The 25,213-nt window shown below is 41.6% G+C and carries 25 protein-coding genes and 1 rRNA gene; all 26 read left to right on the top strand.

All coding sequences use genetic code 11. From position 1 onward, the window contains the following. Positions 1–8: 8 nt before the first annotated feature. Entirely contained in the window at positions 9–1,760 is a 1,752-nt protein-coding gene (gene aspS, locus AC4HAF_RS04245) for an aspartate--tRNA ligase (RefSeq protein ID WP_491096807.1), read from the top strand. A gap of 57 nt (positions 1,761–1,817) precedes the next feature. Next, positions 1,818–2,120 carry an Asp-tRNA(Asn)/Glu-tRNA(Gln) amidotransferase subunit GatC gene (gene gatC, locus AC4HAF_RS04240; protein ID WP_491096806.1) on the top strand — a complete coding sequence of 101 codons (303 nt, stop codon included), beginning with the start codon at positions 1,818–1,820 and terminating at the stop codon, positions 2,118–2,120. Further along, positions 2,120–3,586 carry an Asp-tRNA(Asn)/Glu-tRNA(Gln) amidotransferase subunit GatA gene (gatA, locus tag AC4HAF_RS04235; RefSeq protein ID WP_491096805.1) on the top strand — a complete coding sequence of 489 codons (1,467 nt, stop codon included), beginning with the start codon at positions 2,120–2,122 and terminating at the stop codon, positions 3,584–3,586. The genes gatC and gatA overlap by 1 nt, the downstream gene beginning before the upstream one ends. After that, complete coding sequence (gene gatB / locus AC4HAF_RS04230) at positions 3,586–5,025, top strand: Asp-tRNA(Asn)/Glu-tRNA(Gln) amidotransferase subunit GatB (RefSeq protein ID WP_491096804.1); 1,440 nt, start codon at positions 3,586–3,588, stop codon at positions 5,023–5,025. The genes gatA and gatB overlap by 1 nt, the downstream gene beginning before the upstream one ends. A 488-nt stretch (positions 5,026–5,513) precedes the next feature. Continuing rightward, positions 5,514–6,119: a protein adenylyltransferase Fic gene (gene fic / locus AC4HAF_RS04225; protein WP_491096803.1), complete on the top strand. Its 606-nt coding sequence runs from the start codon at positions 5,514–5,516 to the stop codon at positions 6,117–6,119. A 133-nt stretch (positions 6,120–6,252) separates the two neighbouring features. Beyond that, positions 6,253–6,660, top strand: coding sequence for a hypothetical protein (locus AC4HAF_RS04220; RefSeq protein WP_491096802.1), 408 nt, complete (start codon positions 6,253–6,255; stop codon positions 6,658–6,660). 415 nt (positions 6,661–7,075) lie between these two features. Next, positions 7,076–7,603 carry a YqeG family HAD IIIA-type phosphatase gene (locus tag AC4HAF_RS04215; protein WP_027975387.1) on the top strand — a complete coding sequence of 176 codons (528 nt, stop codon included), beginning with the start codon at positions 7,076–7,078 and terminating at the stop codon, positions 7,601–7,603. Further along, positions 7,604–8,710, top strand: a complete 1,107-nt coding sequence (yqeH, locus tag AC4HAF_RS04210) for a ribosome biogenesis GTPase YqeH (protein ID WP_491096801.1) — start codon at positions 7,604–7,606, stop codon at positions 8,708–8,710. Between the two features lie 17 nt (positions 8,711–8,727). After that, entirely contained in the window at positions 8,728–9,039 is a 312-nt protein-coding gene (yhbY, locus tag AC4HAF_RS04205) for a ribosome assembly RNA-binding protein YhbY (RefSeq protein ID WP_027975389.1), read from the top strand. 27 nt (positions 9,040–9,066) lie between these two features. Further along, positions 9,067–9,699, top strand: coding sequence for a nicotinate-nucleotide adenylyltransferase (locus tag AC4HAF_RS04200; RefSeq protein WP_491096800.1), 633 nt, complete (start codon positions 9,067–9,069; stop codon positions 9,697–9,699). Beyond that, on the top strand, positions 9,696–10,289 hold the full coding sequence (gene yqeK, locus AC4HAF_RS04195; RefSeq protein WP_491096799.1) for a bis(5'-nucleosyl)-tetraphosphatase (symmetrical) YqeK: 594 nt from the start codon (positions 9,696–9,698) through the stop codon (positions 10,287–10,289). The genes AC4HAF_RS04200 and yqeK overlap by 4 nt, the downstream gene beginning before the upstream one ends. Next, positions 10,290–10,643 (top strand): ribosome silencing factor, encoded by a 354-nt coding sequence (gene rsfS / locus AC4HAF_RS04190; RefSeq protein ID WP_491096798.1) that lies wholly within the window; start codon positions 10,290–10,292, stop codon positions 10,641–10,643. Positions 10,644–10,756: 113 nt separating this feature from the next. Then, positions 10,757–11,500 carry a class I SAM-dependent DNA methyltransferase gene (locus AC4HAF_RS04185; protein WP_491096797.1) on the top strand — a complete coding sequence of 248 codons (744 nt, stop codon included), beginning with the start codon at positions 10,757–10,759 and terminating at the stop codon, positions 11,498–11,500. A gap of 12 nt (positions 11,501–11,512) precedes the next feature. Continuing rightward, entirely contained in the window at positions 11,513–13,441 is a 1,929-nt protein-coding gene (locus AC4HAF_RS04180; RefSeq protein ID WP_491096796.1) for a hypothetical protein, read from the top strand. A 138-nt stretch (positions 13,442–13,579) separates the two neighbouring features. Further along, positions 13,580–14,680, top strand: a complete 1,101-nt coding sequence (locus AC4HAF_RS04175; protein ID WP_491096795.1) for a nucleotidyltransferase — start codon at positions 13,580–13,582, stop codon at positions 14,678–14,680. A gap of 191 nt (positions 14,681–14,871) precedes the next feature. Beyond that, positions 14,872–15,738, top strand: a complete 867-nt coding sequence (locus tag AC4HAF_RS04170; RefSeq protein WP_491096794.1) for an abortive infection system antitoxin AbiGi family protein — start codon at positions 14,872–14,874, stop codon at positions 15,736–15,738. Further along, the gene (locus AC4HAF_RS04165; RefSeq protein WP_491096793.1) at positions 15,739–16,968 is read left to right on the top strand and encodes an abortive infection system toxin AbiGii family protein; all 1,230 of its coding nucleotides are present in this window, start codon (positions 15,739–15,741) and stop codon (positions 16,966–16,968) included. It begins immediately after the preceding gene. A 235-nt stretch (positions 16,969–17,203) separates the two neighbouring features. Further along, positions 17,204–18,133 carry an aldo/keto reductase gene (locus tag AC4HAF_RS04160; RefSeq protein WP_491096792.1) on the top strand — a complete coding sequence of 310 codons (930 nt, stop codon included), beginning with the start codon at positions 17,204–17,206 and terminating at the stop codon, positions 18,131–18,133. Positions 18,134–18,397: 264 nt separating this feature from the next. Then, on the top strand, positions 18,398–19,114 hold the full coding sequence (locus tag AC4HAF_RS04155) for a YebC/PmpR family DNA-binding transcriptional regulator (RefSeq protein ID WP_491092080.1): 717 nt from the start codon (positions 18,398–18,400) through the stop codon (positions 19,112–19,114). A 103-nt stretch (positions 19,115–19,217) separates the two neighbouring features. Next, positions 19,218–19,562, top strand: coding sequence for a DUF6568 family protein (locus AC4HAF_RS04150; protein ID WP_491096791.1), 345 nt, complete (start codon positions 19,218–19,220; stop codon positions 19,560–19,562). Positions 19,563–19,669: 107 nt separating this feature from the next. Next, positions 19,670–20,035: a preprotein translocase subunit YajC gene (gene yajC / locus AC4HAF_RS04145; RefSeq protein WP_491096790.1), complete on the top strand. Its 366-nt coding sequence runs from the start codon at positions 19,670–19,672 to the stop codon at positions 20,033–20,035. A 107-nt stretch (positions 20,036–20,142) separates the two neighbouring features. Continuing rightward, a complete protein-coding gene (gene uppS / locus AC4HAF_RS04140; protein ID WP_491096789.1) occupies positions 20,143–20,892 on the top strand; it encodes an undecaprenyl pyrophosphate synthase in 750 nt (249 codons plus the stop codon). Between the two features lie 14 nt (positions 20,893–20,906). Beyond that, a complete protein-coding gene (locus AC4HAF_RS04135; RefSeq protein ID WP_491096788.1) occupies positions 20,907–21,701 on the top strand; it encodes a phosphatidate cytidylyltransferase in 795 nt (264 codons plus the stop codon). 18 nt (positions 21,702–21,719) lie between these two features. Continuing rightward, complete coding sequence (locus AC4HAF_RS04130) at positions 21,720–22,979, top strand: M50 family metallopeptidase (protein ID WP_491096787.1); 1,260 nt, start codon at positions 21,720–21,722, stop codon at positions 22,977–22,979. A 27-nt stretch (positions 22,980–23,006) separates the two neighbouring features. Then, positions 23,007–24,857, top strand: a complete 1,851-nt coding sequence (locus AC4HAF_RS04125) for a proline--tRNA ligase (protein ID WP_491096786.1) — start codon at positions 23,007–23,009, stop codon at positions 24,855–24,857. A gap of 244 nt (positions 24,858–25,101) precedes the next feature. Next, positions 25,102–25,213 (top strand): 16S ribosomal RNA (locus AC4HAF_RS04120); the annotation flags it as partial.

Here is a 25,213-nt window from a genome sequence, read left to right as displayed (position 1 = left end):
AGGGAATCATGAAAGAATTATTTATCGGAAATTACGGTACAGAACAAGTAGGACAGCGATTGACGGCTAAAGGCTGGGTTGCTAATATCAGAAACCACGGGAAACTCGCTTTTATTGAACTGCGTGACCGTGAAGGCATTTTGCAGGTGTTTGCAGACAGTACGATTGCTGATTTTGAAAAGCTCCACGACTTGCATAAGGAAAGCATTTTGGCGGTGACCGGTGAGGTTGTTGCCCGCGATGAGCGCTTTGTTAATCCTCACATTAAATCAGGGCAGGTGGAACTGCGGGCAGAAAAGATTGACATTATTGCGGACAGCAAGGCTCTGCCTTTTGAACTGGACAGCCATGCCCATGCCGGGGAGGAAATTCGTCAGAAATACCGCTACCTTGATTTGCGTCGGGAAAAGATGACCAGCAATCTCAAACTTCGCCATCAAGTGACAAAAGCCATTCGCGATTACCTTGATCAGGCTGACTTTATTGATGTTGAAACGCCTTATCTGACCAAGTCAACGCCGGAAGGTGCCCGTGACTTTCTGGTGCCGTCACGCGTCTTCAAAAATCAATTTTACGCTCTGCCGCAGAGTCCGCAGATGTTAAAGCAGCTTCTCATGGGAGCGGGCCTTGAGCGTTATTATCAGATCGTCCGCTGTTTTCGTGATGAGGATCTTCGTGGGGATCGCCAGCCTGAATTTACTCAGGTTGACTTGGAGATGAGCTTTGTCAGTGAAGAAGACGTCAGACAGCTGGTAGAAGGCATGCTCAAGGCGGTTGTCAAAGCCAGCAGAGGCATTGACATGCTTGATGATTTTCCGACGATTTCCTATGCAGAAGCCATGAGCCGCTTTGGTTCTGATAAGCCTGACACACGTTTTGCCATGGAGCTTAAAGATTTAACAGAGCTGTCAAAAGGCAATCCGTCACTCTTTTTACAAAAAGGTCTCAAAAAAGAAAACGGTGCTGTTCTGGGTATTTGCGCCAAAGATGCAGCGTCTGCCTTTACCAATCGGCAAATGGCTGCCCTCAAACAGTCAGTTATGGACTTTGGTGTTGCCGGTTTTGCGACAGCGACTGTAGAAAACGGACAAATTACAGGTTCTCTCAAATCGACTTTCAAAGAGCATAATGCGCAATTGCTGGACTTGTTTGGAGCTGAGGACGGAGATTTGATTTTCTTTGTAACAGGATCTTTGAAACGCGTGCAGGAAGCTCTCGGTGCCTTGCGCTTGAAACTGGCTAAAGACCTGGGTCTGATTGATGAGCGCCAGCTGAATTTTCTCTGGGTGACAGACTGGCCGCTGCTGGAGTGGAATGAAGACTTGGGCCGCTACCAGGCTATGCATCATCCTTTCACCCAAGGAGCTTTTGAAGAGGGCAGCAACTGGCAGGAAAATCCTGAAAAGATCATGAGCCGTGCCTATGACATTGTTTTAAACGGCTATGAAATCGGCGGGGGGAGTCTTAGGATTCATGAACGTTCTGTACAGGAAGCTATGTTTGAGCTGCTGGGCATGAAAAAGGCTGACTATGAACGCGATTTTGGTTTCTTCCTTGAAGCTTTAGACTATGGCTTCCCGCCTCATGGAGGGTTAGCTTTGGGGCTTGATCGCTTGGTTATGATTTTAGCAGGAGAAGAAAATATTCGTGAAGTCATCGCCTTTCCTAAAAACGGTCAGGGAGCTGACCCTATGCTTGAAAGTCCAAGCTTTGTCGGAGAGCATCAATTGGCGGATTTGCGCCTTGATTTGCGTGACTAAGCTGCTGCTTTTATGGTAAAATAAAAAAGTTAGTGATATTTTATTAAGGAGAAAATAATGAAGATTTCAGAAGCTGAAGTTCGCCATGTGGCTAATTTGTCTAAGTTGAAATTCTCGGATAGCGAAACGACAGAATTTGCGACAACATTGACCAAAATTGTGGACATGGTCGAATTATTAAATGAAGTTGATACAGAAGGCGTACCCTTTACTTCCAATGTAGCTGATAACATCAATTACATGCGTGAAGATGTTTCTGTACCGGGCTGGAGCCGTGAGGAACTGTTCAAAAATGTTCCGGAACACGAAGACGGCCTTATTAAAGTACCTGCCATTATTGATGACGGAGGAGATGTCTAATGACTTTTAACAATAAGACGATTGATGAATTACATGATCTTCTCGTCAATAAAGAAATTACAGTGCTTGAGTTAACAAAAGCCACTTTGAAAGATATTGAAGAGCGAGAAGATCAGGTGGGCTCTTTTATCACTGTAACTGAAGAAGAAGCCTTGGCACAGGCGGCAGCACTTGACCAAAAAGGTGTTGATGCTGACAATGTCATGTCAGGTATTCCTTTGGCTGTCAAGGACAATATTTCAACAAAGAACATCCTGACAACAGCTGCGTCAAAAATGCTTTATAACTACAAGCCTATTTTTGATGCAACTTCTGTTGAAAAGCTCTATGCTAAGGACATGGTCATTATCGGGAAAACCAATATGGATGAATTTGCTATGGGCGGTTCAACAGAAAATTCCTATTTTAAACTGACTAAAAATGCTTGGAATCAAGACAAGGTAGCCGGTGGATCGTCCGGCGGTTCCGCTACTGCAGTAGCTTCCGGTCAGGTGCGTCTGTCTCTTGGTTCTGATACCGGCGGCTCTATCCGCCAGCCTGCAGCTTTCAATGGGGTTGTGGGGCTCAAACCGACTTACGGCCGTGTGTCACGTTTTGGCTTGATTGCTTTTGGCTCTTCTTTAGATCAAATCGGTCCTTTCTCGCAAACCGTTAAAGAAAACGCCCAATTGCTCAATGTCATCTCAGGTCACGATAAGAAAGATTCAACCTCTTCTCAGGAAGCAGTACCTGATTTCACCCAGTTCATCGGCAAGGACATCAAAGGAATGAAGATTGCCCTGCCAAAAGAATATATTGGTGAAGGTATTGATGACAAGATTAAGGAAACCATTTTGAAAGCAGCTAAGCATCTTGAACGTTTGGGAGCTGTTGTTGAAGAGGTCAGTCTGCCTCACTCTAAATACGGTGTGGCAGTTTACTACATCATCGCTTCATCAGAAGCTTCATCCAACTTACAGCGTTTTGACGGTATTCGCTATGGTTATCGCACCAGTGACTATGAAAATCTGGATGATGTTTATGTCAATACCCGCAGCGAAGGCTTCGGTGAGGAAGTCAAACGCCGTATCATGCTTGGAACCTTTAGCCTGTCATCCGGCTACTACGATGCCTACTTTAAAAAGGCCGGTCAGGTTCGAACGCTGATCATGGAAGATTTCAAGAAAATTTTTGCAGATTACGATTTGATTTTAGGTCCGACAGCACCGACTGTGGCCTATGACTTAGATTCCCAGCATCAGGATCCGGTTGCCATGTATTTGGCCGATCTTTTGACTATTCCGGTGAATTTGGCCGGTCTTCCTGGAATCTCGATTCCTGCCGGTCTGGCAGATGGGCTTCCTGTAGGTATGCAGCTGATCGGCAAACCGTTTGATGAGGCTAAAATCTATCAAGCAGCGGCGGCTTTTGAGGCGACAACAGATTATCACAAACAGCAGCCCGTTATTTTTGGAGGTGACAACTAATGAATTTTGAAACAATCATCGGCTTAGAAGTCCACGTTGAGTTAAAAACAAATTCAAAAATTTTCTCACCTGCACCGGCTCATTTCGGAGAAGATCCAAATGCTAATACCAATATTGTCGACTGGTCTTTCCCGGGTGTCTTGCCCGTTATGAATAAGGGTGTTATCGATTATGGGATCAAAGCAGCCTTAGCGCTCAATATGGATATCCACCAAAGGATGCATTTTGACCGGAAAAATTATTTCTATCCGGACAATCCAAAGGCCTATCAGATTTCTCAGTTTGATGAACCGATCGGTTATAACGGCTGGATTGAAATTGAATTGGAAGACGGAAGCACCAAGAAAATCCGCATTGAACGTGCCCACTTGGAAGAAGATGCTGGGAAAAATACCCACGGTGCAGACGGTTATTCCTATGTTGACCTCAACCGTCAGGGTGTTCCCCTGATTGAAATCGTGTCAGAAGCGGATATGCGCTCACCGGAGGAAGCCTATGCCTATTTGACAGCGCTCAAGGAAATTATCCAGTATACCGGTATTTCCGATGTCAAGATGGAAGAAGGGTCCATGCGGGTTGATGCCAATATCTCTATCCGTCCTTACGGTCAGGAAGAATTTGGTGTTAAAACAGAATTGAAAAACCTCAACTCTTTCAATTTTGTGCGCCGCGGCTTAGCTTATGAGGAAAAACGTCAGGCAGAAGTGCTGCGCGCAGGCGGTGAGATTCAGCAGGAAACCCGCCGTTATGATGAAGCAACAGGTGAAACCCTGCTCATGCGTGTTAAGGAAGGGTCAGCCGACTACCGCTATTTCCCAGAGCCTGATCTGCCAATCTTTGAAATTGAAGATGAGTGGATTGAAAAAGTTCGGGCGGAATTGCCGGCCTTTCCAAAAGAACGCCGTACGAAGTATGTCAATGACCTAGGTTTGTCGGCTTATGACGCTGCCCAATTAACCAGCTCAAAAGCTATTTCAGATTTCTTTGAAGCAGCAGTAGCTAAAGGAGCAGATGCCAAATCTGTCTCTAATTGGCTGCAGGGAGATGTGGCGCAGTATCTCAATGCAGAAGGCCAAAGCATCGACCAAATCGGCTTAACACCTGAAAACTTGACAGAAATGCTTAAGCTGGTAGCTGATGGCACTATCTCTTCTAAAATTGCTAAAAAAGTCTTTGTGCACTTAGCTAAAAACGGCGGTTCAGCAGAAGAGTATGTCAAATCAGCCGGTCTTGTCCAAATTTCAGATCCGGCACAGCTCCTGCCAATCATTCAAGAAGTCTTTGCCAACAATGAAAAGGCCCTCAATGACTACAAGGGCGGCAATAAAAACGCGGCCAAGTCCCTCGTCGGCCAAATCATGAAAGCAACCAAAGGCCAAGCCAACCCGCAGGTAGCACAAAAGCTGCTTAATGAGGAATTGGCGAAGCTGGTTGATTAAGGTTATCGTTATTTTGTTTTTACAAAGAGCAAGCAAAAAGTGCTTGCTTTCAGACTGAAGAAAAAGTCTATTTTCTCAAAAAGTAATATTTTATTATGATACTTTCCTTAGGTAGCACGGACGATAGCGACTTCCTTCGGAATTCCATATCTAGATTTTGAGCCTAGGTCTCAAAATCTCCGAGAGGCAGAAACTCAATGTTTCTGCCTCTTTTGCTACATCGGAAAGTATCGGGGGAGGTTTTGATCGTTTCTATATTATTTTACAAAATAGAAAAGTAATACCATTCTATGATGAAATTTTAGAGAGAATTTAGTTTTGGGAGATTGTCTACAACCTGAGCAAGCAAAAAGTGCTTGCTTTTTCTTTGTTTTATTTTATAATCAAGTGAAGAAGTAAAAATGAGGACATTATAACATGATGGTTGTCTGTTACAGGCGCTTAAAAAGGGCTTTTGCGGCAACTGTTTATTTAGGAGGTGAACAGATATGGTATTAGAAAATAAACTAGGCTTGACATCATCTCCGGAGCTGGCGCGAGCTGAGGAAAAAATCAGTAAGGAACGTGCCAAATGTCTCTTTGAAAAAGATCTGCTCAGGTCTCAAAAAGCCGGGACTTACGATACATTGGCCTTTATTCACCGCTTTCTGTTTGAAGATGTTTATGACTTTGCGGGGGAGCTTCGCACAGTCAATTTAGCCAAAGGAAATTTTCGCTTTGCTTCTCTTGTTTATCTGGAGCAAGCATTAGCTAATATTGATAAAATGCCCCAGTCCACCTTTGATGAGATTATTGAAAAATATGTAGAGATGAATATTGCCCATCCTTTTCGTGAAGGCAACGGCCGCAGCATGCGTTTGTGGCTGGATCATTTATTAAAACATGAGCTCGGTTGGGTGGTAGACTGGTCTTTAGTTGATAAAGATGACTACTTATTAGCAATGGAGCGCAGCCCTATTCGAGATATTGAGATTAAACATATTTTACGGCAGGCGCTGACCGATCGAGTGGACAGTCGTGAAATTTACATGAAAGGTATTGATCACAGTTATTACTATGAAGGCTATACACTTTATAAAACGGATGAGTTATAAAGCTGATATTTCCGAAGAGATACTGCAAGCAGCAGCAAAAGAGGTTATCGGATACTAATTTTCTTTAGATGAATATGAAAAGATTAAGAAAGATGAGAAGTCATTTATGAAAAATTAGTAGGAGGAAATACTAGTGAATAGATTTTTGAGAGTTATGTTTGTCATTGTGATGATTGCAATGGCTGGTGCGACAGTCTTGCAGTTGTTTTTTCCGGACTATATGGGCAGTCAGTCGGGGTATGGCGTGTCATACGGCTGGCAAAGAGAGATTGCTTTTTGGGATATAGCTGTACTCATTATTTTAGCGGCAGTCAATATCAAGTATGACTGGTTTTATTTGCGTACGGTATTACTGGCTTTAATAGTAGGAGGAACATGCATTGGGACGAACCATTTGATACATTTTACAGATTCCCATTCTCTTATAAATGGCGCAGGAGCTTTAGAAAATTATCTGCTTGTTTTGGGATGGATGATAGGCTGGCGGCTTGAAATACGCTTACAGTCAAGAAAGGTTCTTGAAGAAAAAGAAAATCATTAGTTGTCATTGAGAAATAATATAAGTACCCCTCTGAAAAGTGAAGTCAAATGAAAAAATTTTGCAAAAAATGATTATAAAACAATTTTTAAAGCAGTTGATCCAGAGATTACATTAAAAATTAGTTTTGAAGACTAGTAAAGAGAGGAGTTTGGGACAAAAGTCTCAAACTCTTTCAATTTATGAAGTATCAAATATTAACGCAGTGGTTTATTGGAAGTCCTTATCCCTTGCTACGCAAGTGATAGCGGCCATCCTAATAAACTGTGCGGAGGTGGGACAACAAAATCGAAATCGCCATTTCATGACGATTTACCGATTTTTGTCCCACACTCTTCTTTTTTCTCCACCTCAAAGCCCTGCCATTTTGTAAAAAAATATGTTAAAATAAAGGGTACTATTTTATTTGGAGAAATCTGTGAGTATTGAAAATTATCGACCCGATTTTGTGGTAGAAGCTGTTTACGATTTGACCCCTGATAGCCTGCGAAAACACGGAATTAAGGCCGCTCTTGTGGATCTTGACAATACCTTGATCGCCTGGAATCATCCGGACGGAACACCCGAGCTGCGTGAGTGGCTGGACAGTATGACCGAGGCTGATATGCCGGTGGTTGTGGTTTCCAATAACAGTCATGCGCGTGTCAGACGTGCGGTAGAGCGGTTTCATGTGGACTTTGTCAGTCGGGCCATGAAGCCTTTTGCGCATGGGATTAACGCGGCTGTCAGCCGCTATGGCTTTTCAAAAGATGAAGTGGTCATGGTCGGAGATCAGCTGATGACGGATATTCGTGCAGCACACCGAGCGGGAATCAGGAGTATTTTAGTGAAACCTCTGGTTGAATCCGATGCCTGGAATACCAAGTTTAATCGTGCGCGTGAGCGCCGGGTTTGGAAAAAAATCGAAGAAAAATACGGTAAATTCGTATACAAAAAGGAAATCTAAGTGGAAGCATTATTTTGTATCGGCTGCGGAGCCCAAATTCAAACGCAGGAAAAAGATCAAGCAGGTTACACACCTCAATCGGCTTTAGAAAAGGGATTGGAAACAAACGAAGTCTATTGCCAGCGCTGTTTTCGGCTGCGTCACTACAATGAAATTACCGATGTGCATATCTCTGATGATGCTTTTTTGAAGCTTTTGCACGAAGTGGGCGACAGCCATGCGCTTGTTGTTAATGTGGTTGATATTTTTGACTTCAACGGATCAGTTATTCCCGGTCTGCCGCGCTTTGTCTCCGGCAATGATGTTCTTTTGGTCGGCAATAAAGCTGACATTCTGCCTAAATCTGTAAAGGCTGCTAAGGTAAAACAGTGGCTGAAAGAGCGAGCTCATGAGGAAGGCCTTCGTCCGGTTGATGTTCTCTTGACCAGTGCGCAAAATCATTATGCCATCAAGGAATTGATAGAGCGTATTGAAGAGCTGCGTAAGGGCCGTGATGTTTATGTGGTTGGCGTTACCAATGTCGGCAAGTCAACGCTGATTAACGCTATTATCAGGGAGATTACCGGTGATAAGGATGTGATTACCACTTCGCGTTTTCCGGGAACGACGCTGGATAAAATTGAAATTCCGCTGGATGACGGCAGCTATATCTTTGATACACCGGGGATTATCCACCGCCATCAGATGGCTCATTACCTGTCAGGCAAGGCGCTCAAATACATCAGTCCTAAAAAGGAAATCAAGCCTAAGACTTATCAGCTTAATCCTGAACAGACCCTCTTTTTAGGCGGTCTGGGCCGCTTTGATTTTATTTCCGGTGAGAAGCAGGGCTTTACCGCTTATTTTGACAATAATCTGCAGCTTCATCGGACCAAATCAAGAGGGGCAGATGCTTTTTATGATAAGCATGTTGGCGGTCTTTTGACACCGCCGGACAAGAAAGAACTGGAAGATTTCCCGCAGTTGGTGAAACATGAGTTTACCCTTAAAGAAAAGACGGATGTTGTCTTTTCCGGCTTAGGCTGGATTCGGGTCAAAGGACCAGCAAGGATTGCTGCTTGGGCACCGCAGGGCGTCGCTGTAGTGACACGAAAAGCATTAATATAAAAACATAAAGGAAGATTATGGCATTAACAAGTAAACAAAGAGCTTTTTTAAAGAGTGAAGCCCATTCGCTTAAGCCGATTATCCAAATCGGCAAGAACGGTCTCAACGATCAAATCAAAACAAGTATCCGAAAGGCTCTGGATGCACGCGAGCTGATCAAGGTGACGCTTTTGCAGAATACGGATGAGAATATCCATGACGTTGCAGAGATTTTGGAAGAGGAAATCGGTCTTGAGACAGTTTTGAAAATCGGCCGTATTTTGATCCTGTACAAGGAATCCAGCCGCAAGGAAAACCGGAAGATTTCAGCTAAAGTTAAAACAATCTAAAGAGTTGATTTTGATAGTGGAGGCAAGATGGCTTTAGAACTGTTGACACCTTTTACCAAGGTGGAATTGGAAGAAGAAAAAAAAGAAAGCAATCGTAAACAGGTTGGTATTTTGGGAGGCAATTTTAATCCTGTCCACAATGCCCATTTGGTTGTTGCTGATCAGGTAAGGCAGCAGCTGGGACTTGATCAGGTGCTTTTGATGCCTGAGTTTATACCGCCTCATGTTGATAAGAAAGAAACCATTGATGAAAAGCATCGTCTAAAGATGCTGCAGCTGGCGATTGAAGGTATTGAGGGGCTTGATATTGAAATGATTGAGCTGGAACGCAAAGGAGTCTCCTATACTTACGATACTATGAAACTGCTGACCGAAAAAAATCCGGACGTTGATTATTATTTCATCATCGGTGCTGATATGGTTGACTATCTGCCTAAATGGTATAAGATTGATGAGTTAGTGCAGCTGGTGCAGTTTGTCGGTGTTCAGCGGCCTAAGTATAAGGCCGGGACTTCTTATCCGGTGATTTGGGTGGATGTGCCATTGATGGATATTTCATCCAGCATGCTGAGAGAATTTATCCGCAAAAATCGAAAGCCCAATTTTCTATTGCCCAAGCCGGTTCTGGACTACATTGAGAAAGAAGGACTGTATCAATGACCTATGAAACTTATACCGGTCTGACGCGCGAGAGCCTGTTGGAAAAGCTCCAAACGCAGGTGTCCCAAAAACGCCTGAAGCATATGCTAGGTGTTGAAAAAGCCAGCGTCTACTTGGCTGAAATCAATGACTATGATGCTGAAAAAGCAGGGCTTGCAGGCCTCCTGCATGATTATGCCAAGGAGCTGTCCGATGAGGAATTCCTTACTTTAATTGACAAGTATGACCTCAATCCTGACCTTAAAAATTGGGGCAATGAAGTCTGGCACGGCACGGTCGGCATTTACAAGATTCAAGAAGATCTGGGATTGACAGATAAGGAGATTTTGCGGGCTATCGAAATCCATACGGTCGGAAGCAGCCACATGACAACTTTGGATAAGATTGTCTATGTGGCTGATTATATTGAGGCTAACCGCGATTTTCCGGGTGTGGATAAGGCACGTGAGATTGCTGAGGAGTCGCTGGATAAGGCGGTGGCCTATGAAACGGCACACACAGTTGAACATTTAGCGCATCTGGCTGTGCCGATTTATCCGCAGACAATTGAGACTTACAATGCTTATGTGAGGTATTTAAGAGAGGACTAAATGAAGGAAAAAGAATTATTAGAAATCATCGTCAAGGCCGCTGATGAAAAACGGGCCGAAGATATTGTCGTATTAGATTTGCAAGGGCTGACGACCTTGACAGATTATTTTATTATTATGCATGCGGCCAACAGCCGTCAGCTGGAAGCTATTGCTGACAACATCCGTGAGAAGGTAATCGCTGCAGGCGGCGATGCCAGCCATATTGAAGGCGACTCAAAAGGTGGCTGGGTGCTGCTTGATCTCAATGATGTGGTTGTTCATATCTTTTCAGAAGAAGAGCGTCTTCACTACAACCTTGAAAAACTCTGGCACGAAGCGCCGCTGGTGGACGTGTCAGAATACTTAGCGTAAAAGATAACCTTGCCGCCTGGCAAGGTTTTTGACCACTGAATGGCAAGTATTAGCAATCGAAGATTAGCTGACGCACCCACTGCCTAAGGCAACAATCAAAAACAAAATATATTATGGAAAAAAATTACGAAAAATTTGCATCGGTTTACGATGCCATCATGGACGACAGTCTTTATGAACAATGGACCGACTTTTCGCTCCGCCATTTGCCAAAAGAGAAAGAAAACAAGAAACTCCTGGAGCTGGCCTGCGGGACCGGCATTCAGTCCGTTCGCTTCAAGCAGGCTGGTTTTGATGTGACCGGACTGGATTTGAGTGCGGATATGTTGGACTTGGCAGGCAAACGTGCCGAGGCAGCGCACATGGACGTTCCTTTTGTGCAGGGCAATATGCTGGATTTATCCCCAATCGGCAACTTTGATTTTGTAACCTGTTATTCGGATTCGATTTGCTACATGGCTGATGAAGCAGAAGTTGGTGATGTTTTTGCGCAAGTTTACGCGCATCTCAATGAAGGCGGGATTTTCATTTTTGATGTGCATTCGACTTATCAGACGGATGAGGTTTTTCCGGGCTATTCTTACCATGAAAATGCCGAAGACTTTGCCATGGTATGGGATACTTATGAAGATGAGGCGCCGCATTCGGTTGTCCACGAGCTGACCTTTTTCATTCAGAACGAAGACGGGCGTTTCACGCGCTACGATGAGGTCCATGAAGAACGCACCTATGAAATCTTAACCTATGACATCTTGCTGGAGCAGGCAGGTTTCAAACAGGTTAAGGTCTATGCAGACTTTGAGGATAAAGAGCCGACGAAGACCAGTAGACGGTGGTTTTTTGTGTGTGAGAAGTAGGAAGGTTATTAGATGACCAATGTTTTATTATTGATGGCAGTTCTATGCTTGTCAATGTATTTTCTTTATCCATATTTCTATTCTAAGCGTTTTGAAAAGTGGCTTTTGAGTATGAGAAATGTACATAATTATGATGAAGATGAGATACGTACTCTTTTGAGCGATATTGCTATGAAGGGGTTTCAGTTTTTCAATGAAACGCTACCCTACGGTCGTGCTAAATGGTTTCTTGAAAGTAATGATGAATTTAGAAAAATAGCTACTTCAGAGGAAATAGAATATTTTGGCTATACTCCAGTTAGGAGTAAAATTGAAAAAGAATTTTTAGAGTATGGGATTTTGCTGACCCAGGATGGAATCTTCTTAAGAAACCAGATTGAAAAAGAGAAAGATGGCAAGAAATACTATCAAACTAAATCAGAGTTTTTCCCGTTCGATGGGCTGTGGAAAGCTAGACCAAAAGAAAAGGGAATTCTTCTTTACTATCCTAAAAAGAATAGAAATCTATCTTTTGATTTAGGCGATAAGCAGAGCGGTTTATTAAACGGACTAAATAGTCTTATTAAGACGGGATATACAGCAGATTTACATCTTGATTTTATTCATCAGCAAGTTTCTGAATTATCGACCACTAATTTTACCTATAATAGACCTCAAGATAAAGGAAACGTTACTGGTTCATTGGTTGGGATAAATATGCTACTTAAGGGACATCTGAAAAATATTCAGTTTAATCCTATTGCAAATGGTAGAATGGGACATGGCTACGCTGCTGAATATGCTAACGACCTTGTTGATAAGGTTAAAAATCCTTTTAAAGATGTGCGTCAAGTTGGTCAGAATAATCTTAAAAATGGTGCCGATCGTATAGTTGGCAATCAATTTATACAAACGAAATATTATTCCAATGCTCGAAATACAATCAATTCAGCGTTTGATAAGAAAGCAGATGGTGGAATGTATCGGTATGAAGGAATGCAGTTAGAAGTCCCGAAAGATCAATATAATGAAGCTGTTAAATTGATGCAGAATAAAATCAAGAAAGGAAAGGTTTCGGGTCACACAAATCCGAAAGATGCATATAAAATCGTTAGAAAGGGTCATGTCACTTATAATGAAGCTAAGCTGATTGCAAAAGGTGGAAATATCACTTCTCTAAAGTATGATGTTCTTGATGGGGCTATTCAAACTCTCCCAGTAGCTGGAATTAGTTTTGTTATCGTTTTTGCACAAGCAAAGTGGGCGGGTAACTCTACTAAGGAATCGGCTGGTTTAGCTTTACAGAGTAGTGTCAAAACCCTAGTTGTAGGTACTGTAGTTTATGCAGGTTCGCAACAAATAGGGAAAATCTTGACAAATAAGATAGCAGATGCGACGAGTAAAAAGATTGCTGCACAAATTGTTGCTCGTAGAGCAGCGGGCATCATTTCTTTTGGAGTTGTTATGGGACCGGATGTTTTTGATGCTTTAACGGGAAGGATTTCAAGTCAGCAACTCTTAAAAAATACCTTAGTTGCGGGTAGTGGTATTCTAGGTGGTGCAACAGCAGGGTCTTTTGTACCTGGCATTGGGACGCTAGTTGGTGCTATGGTAGGTGCTACTGCTGCAACGATTGGAGCAAAAGCACTACTAGATAATTTTATTGAAGATGATAGAGTAGAAATGTTTGCAATCTTGAAAGAAGAGTTTATAGATGTCGTTATGTCTATGACTCTTACAGATAAAGAATTTTCACAAATTCAAGAACTTATTTTTGATAAAAATTTAGAAAGTAAATTGAAAGATATGTTTCAAGAAAAACAGAGCACTACTAATCGAAAATATACCAGAGATGTCATAGTAGAGGATGTTGTCACGAAGATTATATCTAACCGTTCAAAAATAGATGAAAACTTAATATTAGAGGCGGTTGAGCTTGTTGAAAATGAATTTGTCGTTTGACCTCAGAAATTGTTAATCACTTGTGATCTTCATCTATAAGAATTTTTAATGGTTCTTTGTGTGTGAAAAGTAGGAATAGTATGATAAGGGTAGTGTGAGAGGCATTATTTTTAAAGATTAACTATAGAAAGGAGTTCTATGACGGTTACAGGCATCATCGCCGAATTCAATCCTTTCCACAATGGGCACAAGTATCTGCTGGAGCAGGCGCAAGGGCTAAAGATTGTGGCTATGAGCGGCAACTTTGTGCAGCGCGGCGAACCCGCTATTATTGATAAATGGACACGGGCGCAGATGGCGCTTGCGCATGGTGCTGACCTTGTGGTGGAGCTGCCTTTCCTCGTCTCCGTGCAGTCGGCTGACTATTTTGCGGCAGGTGCTGTGGCTATTCTGCACCGGCTGGGCATTGATACTCTGGCCTTTGGCACGGAGGAAGTGCTGGATTATCAGCGCTTATCTGATGTTTATGGGGAAAAAGCAGAGCAGATGGAGGCTTTTGTCCAAACGCTGCCAGATGACCTGTCCTATCCGCAGAAAACACAGAAAATGTGGGAAACCTTTGCGGGGATTAAATTCTCAGGAGAAACACCTAACCACATTCTTGGGCTTGCTTACGCCAAAGCTTGCGCAGGGAAGAATATCCGACTGCAGCCTATCCGGCGCATCGGGGCAGGCTATCATTCCGATGAGAAAATCGAGATTGCCTCAGCAACGGCTATTCGCAGGCATATCACCGATAAATCATTTGTGGAAAAATCTGCACCCAGCAGTGGCCTGATCTTAAGTTCCCCACAGGTATCTTGGGGGAATTATTTTAATCTGTTGAAATATCAGATTGTGATCAGTCCGGATTTAACTCAAATCTTTCAAGTCAATGAGGAACTGGCCAGCCGTATCAGCTCAGCTATTCGGAGCGCAGCGACGGCAGAAGAACTCGTGGAAAAAGTCGCTACCAAGCGCTACACTAAGGCGCGCGTGCGCCGCATCCTGACCTATATCCTTGTCAATGCCAGAGAAGCTGGCTTGCCCAAAGCTGTCCATGTCCTTGGCTTCACTGACAAAGGGCGCAAGCATCTCAAAACGGTAAAGAAATCTGTGGATATCATCTCTCGCATCGGCGCTGAACCGTGGGATCCTATGACCCAGCAAGCCGATCAGGTCTATCAGTTAGGCCATCACAAAATCACAGAACAAACATGGGGACGGGTGCCGATAACAATCAAAAATGAAGTCCAGTAAAAATGCTGTGCTTCATTTTTTGTGTTCAATTAGAAAAAGTCACAAAAAATAAAATTTTTTGCAGTGGCATACAAAAAGGTGAAATGATTGTCATTAGGAATAGTGAAAGTAGGAGAAAGAGTATCAGGAGAAGTAATTTTTTTGTGATATAATGAAAAGCAGAACAATAAATACTTGTAAAGAGAGTAGCGATGGCAAATATTGAAAAAGTAAATCAAGTTAATCAGACTGATAAATTTCCCTATAAAGTTTCTGCAAATTATCTTTCAAATTTTATGCGAAAAAAAGATTATCTTGAAATTGCAATTAAAAATATGGCCTTTATTCCAAGATATTACTATGAATATTTAGATTATCTTGATTTGAATTATAATAAAGAAAACATCAAAGGTATATTTGTTCCAATGGTGTGTTTTTGTGATATTCCTTTACATCAGATTTCAATTCATGCTGAAGGAGATAGTGGTTATGGTAAATTTGGTATTGCTTTGACAAAAGAGTGGGGGGAGCAAAATGGATTACAACCAATTCATTATGTAAATCCCAAATCAATGTTTACTCAGCAATTTCAACTCTCGCTTAATTCAGTTCTAAAGGAAATTGAAAAGATTGATATTGATTCTAAATTGGATGAATTATCAGATTCGTTACTAGAACAATTACGATTTATGAAGCCTAATTTTGGTATAATGGACAAATTTAGTGGTGAAAAGATAGAGAAAATTAAGAAAAATTTTCACGATGAACATGAATGGCGATTTGTGCCTAATATAGATACAGATGATGCTCCTGATATTATTATTGATCCAACAGATCAAGAGTATTTTTTAGCAGAGAAGAACACAAAAGTATTTACAGAGTCACTAAGAGCTATAAAGAAATCTTATCTTAAATTTTCGGTTGAAGATATTAAATATCTTTTTGTAGAAACAGATAAAGATAGAGATAATTTAATTACTTATATTATGAAACTTAGAGGGAATAAACTTTTGAAAAAAGACAAATATAAAATGGTAAGTAAAATTATTGTTTATTCTGACTTGGCGGAGGATTTATAAATGGGAAAACTTAAAAAAAATTTCACTAGAAATAATAAAGAATTTATTACGAAAAGTATCCCAAAGGGATTAGAGAAAATGTTGGACTCTCAAGCTCCTGAAGGATATAAATATATACCAATCGAAGGTGAAAAATCAATCTTTACTCTAGTACCAAAATCGGATAATAAACTAAATTTTTCTTTAAGTAACATAAAACTTCCAAAGGAGATAGACGGATTAGAAGTTACCCCAGATAATATTTTTGACGTTTTATATGTTACACAAACTCCTTTTAACATATCAGAAACTGAACTCAAGATTGATGGAAAAAGTTATGGTTCGCCTTCAGATGTATTTGTTAAAAATATAATTTCTAAGAATAAAAGTGAGTCCCTATTAACTCCCTTTGTGTTTCCAGAAATTAAGACCCCCATCAAAGTAAAAATAAAAGATAAGATTTTAAATTTTCAAGTAAAAAGAGTGGCATATCCATCATTGACTGATATTAAACTGGTTAACACTAATTATAATTTTATAGACTTAGAACTTCTTGTGTCAAATCAAGGAGGTAAACGTAGTGAAGTTACTGGAAACATTTCTTTATGTTTAAAGAAATTAGAAACAATAGATGAAGTTTTAATGAATAAAGATATTATAAAAGGGATTTCTAATAATGAAATTTCTTTGGTTGATTTTGAAAATAGAAAAACAAGCAATACTAAGAAAAAAAATACTAAAACATCTATTGATGCTTTACTGAACTTTTATAAAAAGTTGCAAGAACTAGAAAAAGTATTAGGTATAAAATTTTATAATGAAACTACTTTTAATAATAAAACTGCAATATTTACGAAACAACTTTATGCTTCACTAATTAATGAATCTTTCTATAAAATGAGTATCAATATGAATGCTTCTCATAATTTTATTGGAACAAACGTCCCTAAAATTATGTACGATTCAATGAAGAATGAAACAGGATTGGCTTTTTATACTGTTTCTGAACAAATTCAACAATTTTTTGGACAGACCATCCACTACTATCTGATTTCAATTTACTTAAATATTTGTATACTGTCTGTAGATGATTCTGAAAATGAATCTAAAATAGAGTTCAAATTTTTAGAAGATGGGAAAGCATTTCAAAAAATAACTTTAAAAGAACCAGAGGAGCCCATGTCTCCAAGTGAACTTAATGAATTTTTATCAACTAATAATATTATTGATATCGATGATTTTAAATGGTAGTAATATTTGTACTAATATATTTTATTACAATATCCCTTAGGCGACTTTCATTGATTACAGATGTATATTGCAATCTCCTATCATCTCTTTAATCTTTAAATATTATTTCGTTAATTCATCTATTTATAAAATTCTGCAGACTTAGCAATTAAGTTTGAGAATCCCGTCAAAATCACAAGTGAAAACGGTTTTATGTTATAATGATATTAGTCTATCTAAGGAGGAAAAGGAGCAGATGAAAACAATAAATATTGCAAACGGTCCGCAAAATGTACCGGTACTTATTCAAGGCTGTATGCGCATGCCCAGTCTGAGCAATGAAGAGGCAGCTAAGGTGATTCAGGATGCTTTTGATGCCGGCATCACTTTTTTTGACCATGCGACTTGTTATGGTGAAGACGGTGCTGCCGAGCGGCGCTTTGGTGAAGCTTTTAAATTGACAGGTATCAAGCGTGAGGACATTTTTTTACAGTCTAAATGCGGTCTGCGATTTGAACGCAATGAGTTTGACTGGACCAAGGAAAATATTTTAGCCAGTGTTGATGAAAGTCTGGAACGTCTTCAGACAGATTATTTAGATTCGCTTTTGCTTCATCGGCCGGATGTCCTCTTTGATCCTGAAGAAGTGGCGGCAGCTTTTGATGAATTGGAAAAAAGCGGCAAAGTTCGCCATTTCGGTGTCAGCAATCTGATGCCTCTGCAAATTGACTTGCTCAAAAAATATGTCAAACAGCCTCTGGTTTTCAACCAGCTGCAGCTTTCTTTGGAGCAATCTCAGCTGATTGATCAGCCGCTCTACATGAATAATAAAGAAACAGAGATGTCTGTCAACCGTGACGGCGATGCTCTTGATTACTGCCGGCTGCATGATATTACGATTCAAGCCTGGTCACCGCTTCAATACGGTTTCTTTGAAGGAACTTTTGTTGATAATCCAAAATTCCCAGAATTAAATGAGGTTTTGGAAAAATTTGCCCGCCGTGAAGGAGTGACAAAAGCAGCCGTAGCTTTGGCCTGGATTTTGCGCCATCCTGCTAAAATGCAAGTCATCATCGGCAGCATGAATCCTGAACATATCAAAGAAGCTGCACAGGCCAGCAAGGTTACGCTGTCTCATCACGATTGGTATGAACTCTACCTGGCATCAGGAAAATACCTGCCATAGTGTGCAGATTTGCTAAGTGTTAAAAATAGGTGTGCAAAATTGTTATGCTGAGAGGACATCTTGTCCTCTTTTTTGCTACAGAAAATCTAACCGCTCACCTGAGATAAAAATTCCCATTTTACTATCTTCTGTCAAAATGCTATAATAATAGAGTTATTGGGGAATAGCTTCTGCTATTTCCAAAAGAAATTTAAATAAAAAAGGACGGGATTCAAAGCGAAAGAGCTGAATCGGTCCTTTTATATCAAGATAAAGGAGACTTTCATGGGACGTAAATGGGCAAATATTGTTGCAAAGAAAACGGCTAAAGACGGCGCAAATTCAAAGGTGTATGCTAAGTTTGGCGTTGAGATCTATGTGGCTGCCAAGCAAGGTGATCCGGATCCGGAGTCAAATTCAGCTTTGAAATTCGTGCTTGAACGCGCTAAGCAAGCGCAGGTGCCTAAACACGTTATTGATAAGGCTATTGACAAGGCCAAGGGAAATACAGATGAAACCTTTGTAGAAGGACGTTATGAAGGATTTGGTCCGAACGGTTCAATGATTATTGTGGATACACTAACATCAAATGTTAACCGTACAGCTGCCAACCTTCGGGCTGCCTTCGGAAAAAACGGAGGAAACATGGGAGCTGCAGGTTCTGTTTCTTACATGTTTGATAAGAAAGGTGTTATTGTTTTTGCAGGCAATGATGCTGATGCCGTCTTTGAACAGCTCTTGGAAGCAGATGTTGATGTGGAAGACGTTGAAGCAGAGGACGGCAGCATTACCGTCTATACGGCTCCGACTGATCTGCATAAGGCGCTTGAAGCTTTGCGTGCTTCAGGGATTGAAGAATTTCAGATTACAGAGCTTGAAATGATTCCGCAGTCTGAGGTTGCTTTGGAAGGGGAAGATCTCGAAATCTTTGAAAAGTTGGTAGATGTCCTTGAAGATGATGACGATGTCCAAAAAGTTTATCACAATGTAGAAGGATTATAAGATAAAAGGTCTGCATAGCAGGCCTTTTCTTTAAGCGCAATTCTTGAAAAGTTATTTTAAAAGGGCTATCATAGGGATATTAAAAAAAGAAGTGAGGAAAAATATGTCAACTTTTGCAGAAGATATAAAAGATTTTGAACCCGTAACAGCCAAAGAAGCACAAAAAAGAATTGACAGCGGTGAACGGTTTATTCTTTTTATCGGTCGCTCCACTTGTCCTTTCTGCCGGCGGTTTGCACCCAAGCTGAGCAATGCAGCTAAAGCTGACCAGCAGGCAGTCGCCTTTTTAAACAGTGAAGATCAAACTGATTTAAAGGGTATTCAGGAACTGCGCAGTGCCTATTCTGTCAACACTGTTCCGGGGCTTTTGGTAGCTCAAAATGGTCACATCAAGGTGGTTTGTGACTCGTCGCTCTCAGAAGAAGCTATCCGTGATTTTATGGCTTAACGCTTACAATCCCTGCTCTCAGGGATTTTTTGCTGACTTTCCTCTTGCTCTTAAGGCTTAATTTTGTTATAGTATTTGATGACTTTAAATGATGAGGAGAATTAACTATGTCTTATACGACACTTATTATGTTTGCTGTTCTTATTGGAGCAATTTTTTTGATGCAGCGGTCTCAGAAAAAGCAGGCTCAGGAACGCCAAAATCAGCTCGATGCAATCACTAAAGGCGACGAAGTGGTAACTATTGGCGGCATGTACGCTGTTGTAGATGAAGTGGATAAAGACAGCAAAAAAATTGTTCTTGACGTTGACGGAGTATTCCTTCCGTTTGAATTGACAGCGATCAAGCGCGTGGTGGCTAAGGGAGACAGTGCATCTTCGCTGCCGGAAGAATCAGCTGAAGCAATTGAAACTTCAGATACAGTTGATGCTTCAGACAAAGCATCAGATGGCGAATCTGCTATTGAAGAATAATATTGGCCCCTCAATCATACTAGATTGGGGCTTTTTTAGGTGAAAGAACAGTCACAATTCTTAAATTATGGTAAAATAGAAACAATAGTATTTTTTAAGGAAAAGTAATGTTTGCATTTAAGAGAAAAAAACAAGACGTAAAATTAGCCAAAATCCCCAATCATATTGCTATTATTATGGATGGCAACGGGCGATGGGCTAAGAAACGCTTAAAACCGCGTGTTTTTGGGCATAAGGCGGGAATGGACGCTTTGCAGAAAGTGACGATAGCTGCTTCAGATTTAGGAGTTAAGGTTCTGACGGTTTACGCCTTTTCAACGGAAAACTGGAGCCGCCCTCAAGATGAAGTCAAATTCATCATGAATCTGCCGGTAGAATTTTTTGACAAATATGTCCCCGAACTCCACAAAAACAATGTTCGTATCGTGGTCATCGGGGATAAGGAAGGTCTGCCCAAGCCTACTTTAGATGCTTTGGAGCGTGCCCGAGAAATGACCAGGCACAATTCAGGGCTGATTTTAAATTTTGCCTTGAATTACGGCGGCCGTGCTGAGATCACCAATGCTGTAAAATTAATTGCTCAGGATGTCTTGGATGCCCGCCTGAATCCCGGAGATATTACAGAAGATCTTATTGCTGCCTACCTGATGACTGACAGCCTTCCTTACTTGTACCGGGATCCTGATTTAATCATCAGAACCAGCGGAGAAATGCGGCTCAGCAACTTCTTGCCTTGGCAGTCCGCTTACAGTGAATTCTATTTCACCGAGGTTTTGTGGCCTGACTTTGACAGGGATGCCCTGCTTTTGGCTATTGAAGAATTCAATCATCGTCACCGTCGGTTTGGCGGCGTTTAGAAGGAGTTTATCATATGCAGAAACGAGTTATTTTCGGAGGGGCGGCCTTAGCTGTTTTTCTGCCTTTCTTGTTCTTAGGAGGAATCTTTTTTCAGCTCTTTGTCGGCATTTTAGCGATGATCGGTGTATCAGAAATGCTGAGAATGAAGGGCCTGGAAATCTTTTCATTCGAAGGCATCCTGACAATGCTTGCAGCCTTTGTGCTGACAGTGCCTTTAGGCAGCTACTTAACTTTTTTGCCCATTGACGGCAATTTTAGTTCTTTTAGCTTGGTCGTATTCCTGATTTTAGCAGGAACAGTTCTCAATACCGGACATTACTCTTTTGAAGACGCGGCTTTCCCGATTGCTTCCAGTCTTTACGTAGGAATAGGCTTTCAAAATCTTATCAATGCCCGCATCACAGGTCTTGACAAAGTCTTTTTGGCTTTGTTTATTGTCTGGGCAACAGATATCGGTGCTTATATGATTGGGCGGCAGTTTGGCAAGCGCAAGCTGATGCCGGCTGTTTCACCCAATAAGACGGTTGAAGGCAGCTTGGGCGGTATTTTGTCAGCAGTAGTCATTGCTTTTGTGTTCATGCTTTTTGATAAAAATGTCTATGCCCCTCACAATTTCTTTGTGATGCTCCTTTTGGTTGTGCTCTTTAGTGTTTTTGCTCAGTTTGGTGATTTAGTAGAAAGTTCTATTAAACGTCATTTTGGTGTCAAAGACTCAGGCAAGCTGATACCGGGGCACGGCGGTATTTTGGATCGCTTTGACAGTATGATTTTTGTTTTCCCTATCATGCACTTCTTTGGATTATTCTAAGAAGGAGGCAATGAAACGATGTCAGGATTAATTGCGTTTATCATTATTTTTGGAATTATAGTACTTGTCCATGAATTTGGGCATTTCTATTTTGCCAGAAAATCAGGAATTTTAGTCCGAGAGTTTGCAATCGGCATGGGACCGAAGATTTTTGCCCATCAAGGCAAAGACGGCACGGCCTATACGCTGCGCATGCTGCCTTTAGGCGGCTATGTCCGTATGGCAGGCTGGGGAGATGATACAACCGAGATCAAAACAGGCGCACCCGCTGCTTTGACCCTTAATGATAAGGGAGCTGTGATTCGTATCAATCTGTCTGATAAACAGCTGGACAAAACAGCGCTGCCCATGAATGTCACCGCTTATGATTTAGAGAACAGACTGGAAATTACCGGCCTTGTTTTAGATGAAACCAAGACGTATCCGGTTGACCATGACGCAACCATTGTTGAAGAAGACGGAACAGAAATAAGAATTGCACCTTTAGATGTTCAATACCAAAATGCTACTGTATGGGGGCGTTTGATTACTAATTTTGCGGGTCCGATGAATAATTTTATTCTGGGAATTCTTGTTTTTATTATCCTTGTCTTTGTGCAAGGCGGGGTCCAAGATGCTTCCAGCAACCGTGTAAGAGTAGTCCCGGACGGTGCTGTTGCAAGGCTGGGTGTCAAAGATAACGACCGGATTCTGCAGATTGGCAAAAATAAAGTTGATAACTGGGAAGATCTGACCAAGGCAGTGGCCGAATCAACGACTGATTTAGGCAAGCATGAGACGATTCCTTTTAAAGTTAAGACTGAGACAGGTGTTGATACATTACAGGTTCGCCCAAGGAAAGTCAACGGCAGCTATGTTATTGGTGTTATGCCGAGCTTGAAGAACGGTTTTGCGGATAAGATAGTCGGTGCGTTTAAGATGTCCTGGGACGGTGCCTTTGCCATATTAAATGCACTGAAAAATCTCATCTTGCAGCCAAGTCTTAACAAATTGGGCGGGCCGGTTGCTATCTATCAGATGAGCAATACAGCTGCCAGAGAAGGCTTAGCACCTGTTCTCAACCTGATGGCAATGCTGTCTATTAACTTAGGTATTTTTAATTTGATTCCAATTCCAGCTCTTGACGGCGGAAAAATTTTAATCAATCTGATAGAAACGATCCGTAAAAAACCGCTTAGGCAGGAAACAGAAACCTACATTACACTCGCCGGTGTTTTGGTCATGGTCGCATTGATGATTGCAGTGACTTGGAATGATATTATGCGAGCTTTTTTCTAAACTAATTTAGATGGAGAATAATTTTTAATGAAACAAAGTAATATGTTAATCCCAACCTTGCGCGAAATGCCAAGTGATGCGCAGGTTATCAGCCATGCGCTTATGGTGCGTGCCGGTTATGTTCGCCAAGTGTCGGCAGGGATTTATTCTTATCTGCCCTTAGCTAGCCGGGTGATTGAAAAGATTAAACAGATTATGCATGAGGAGTTTGACAAAATCGGGGCAGTTGAGATGCTGGCTCCGGCTCTTTTGACAGCTGATTTGTGGCGTGAATCGGGGCGTTATGAAACCTATGGTGAAGATCTCTACAAGTTAAAAAACCGCGATCAGTCAGACTTTATTTTGGGACCGACGCACGAGGAGACCCTTACCAGCTTGATCAGAGATTCTGTCAAATCATACAAGCAGCTGCCTTTGAATCTTTATCAGATTCAGGCTAAATACCGTGATGAAAAGCGTCCCCGCAACGGTCTGCTTCGTACTCGTGAATTCATCATGAAAGATGGCTACAGCTTTCACGCTAACTATGACAGTCTTGATGTTACTTATGAAGATTATCGCACAGCATACGAAGCGATTTTTACCAGACTTGGTTTAGATTTTAAGGCTATTATCGGTGATGGCGGCGCTATGGGCGGCAAGGACAGTCAGGAATTTATGGCAATTACGCCGGATCGGACTGACTTAGAGCATTGGCTGGTTCTTGATAAGTCTATTGCTTCAATAGAAGAAATTCCCGAGGATGTTTTGTCAGAAATTAAAGCAGAACTCTCATCATGGCTTATATCAGGTGAGGACACCATTGCTTATTCAAGTGAATCCGATTATGCTGCCAACCTTGAGATGGCTACGAGCGAGTACAGACCAAGCGGAAAGGTTGTTTCCCACGAAGAGGTTCAGCGTGTTGAAACTCCAGATTGTAAGACGATTGACGAAGTCGCAGATTTCTTAGGAATAGATGAATCACAGACCATCAAGACCCTGCTTTTCATTGCAGATGATGCCCCTGTTGCTGCCCTGCTTGTGGGCAATGACCGCATCAACGATGTTAAACTGAAAAACTATCTGGGAGCGGACTTTTTGGAGCCTGCTACGGAAGATGAAGCAAAAGCAATTTTCGGTGCTTCATTTGGATCTTTGGGTCCTGTCAATCTGCCGGAAAATGTTACAATTATAGCGGATCTTAACGTTCAGAATTTAGGCAATGCCGTTGTCGGTGCCAATGAAGACGGTTATCATTTGACCGGAGTTAATCCCGAACGCGACTTTAAAGCAGTTTATGCAGATATTCGCGAAGTTTGTGAAGGCGAAACATCTCCGGACGGCAAGGGTGTTCTCAAATTTGCCCGCGGTATTGAGATTGGGCATATTTTCAAACTGGGAACGCGTTATTCCGAAAGCATGGGGGCTAATATTCTGGATGAAAACGGCCGTTCCATTCCTGTAGTAATGGGAAGTTACGGTATCGGTGTCAGCAGGATTTTGTCAGCAGTTATTGAACAGCGTGCCCGTATTTTTGTCAATAAAACACCTAAAGGCGGCTACCGCTTTGCCTGGGGAATTAATTTCCCAAGATCTCTTGCTCCATTTGATGTTCATCTGATTACGGTCAATGTCAAAGACGAAGCTGCTCAGCAGTTAACGCAGAAAGTTGAAGAAGACCTGATGCAGGCTGATTATTCTGTTTTGACTGACGATCGCAACGAACGAGTTGGCTCCAAATTTTCCGACAGTGATCTTATTGGTCTGCCGATCCGTGTAACTGTCGGCAAGAAAGCAGCAGATGGAATTGTTGAAGTCAAAATCAAATCAACTGGTGATACGATTGAAGTTAATGCTGAAAATCTGCTGGAAACATTAGCAATCTTAACAGATTAGCAGTAGACAAACCAAAGGAAGAAAGGTCTTTCTTTGGTTTTTTACTTTTTTGAAAAAAATTGTAAAAAAGTGTTGACAAACTTATAAAGGCTTTGATATACTATCAGAGTTGCTGTCTGAGACAGCAGGTCAGAGCCCTTTGAAAACTGAACAAGACGAACCAAGTGCGGGTTACGGAAGACGTAACCTGTCAAGAACAATAAGTCAGCGATGACAAAAGCGAGTTAAGCGCTCAAACTTAAGAAGCAATGAGAGTTTGATCCTGGCTCAGGACGAACGCTGGCGGCGTGCCTAATACATGCAAGTGGAACGCACGATTGATACCGGAGCTTGCTCCACCATTAATCGTGAGTCGC

The organism is Streptococcus sp. ELY_90 (assembly GCF_058314475.1).
This window is presented reverse-complemented; position numbering and strand designations above follow the sequence as displayed.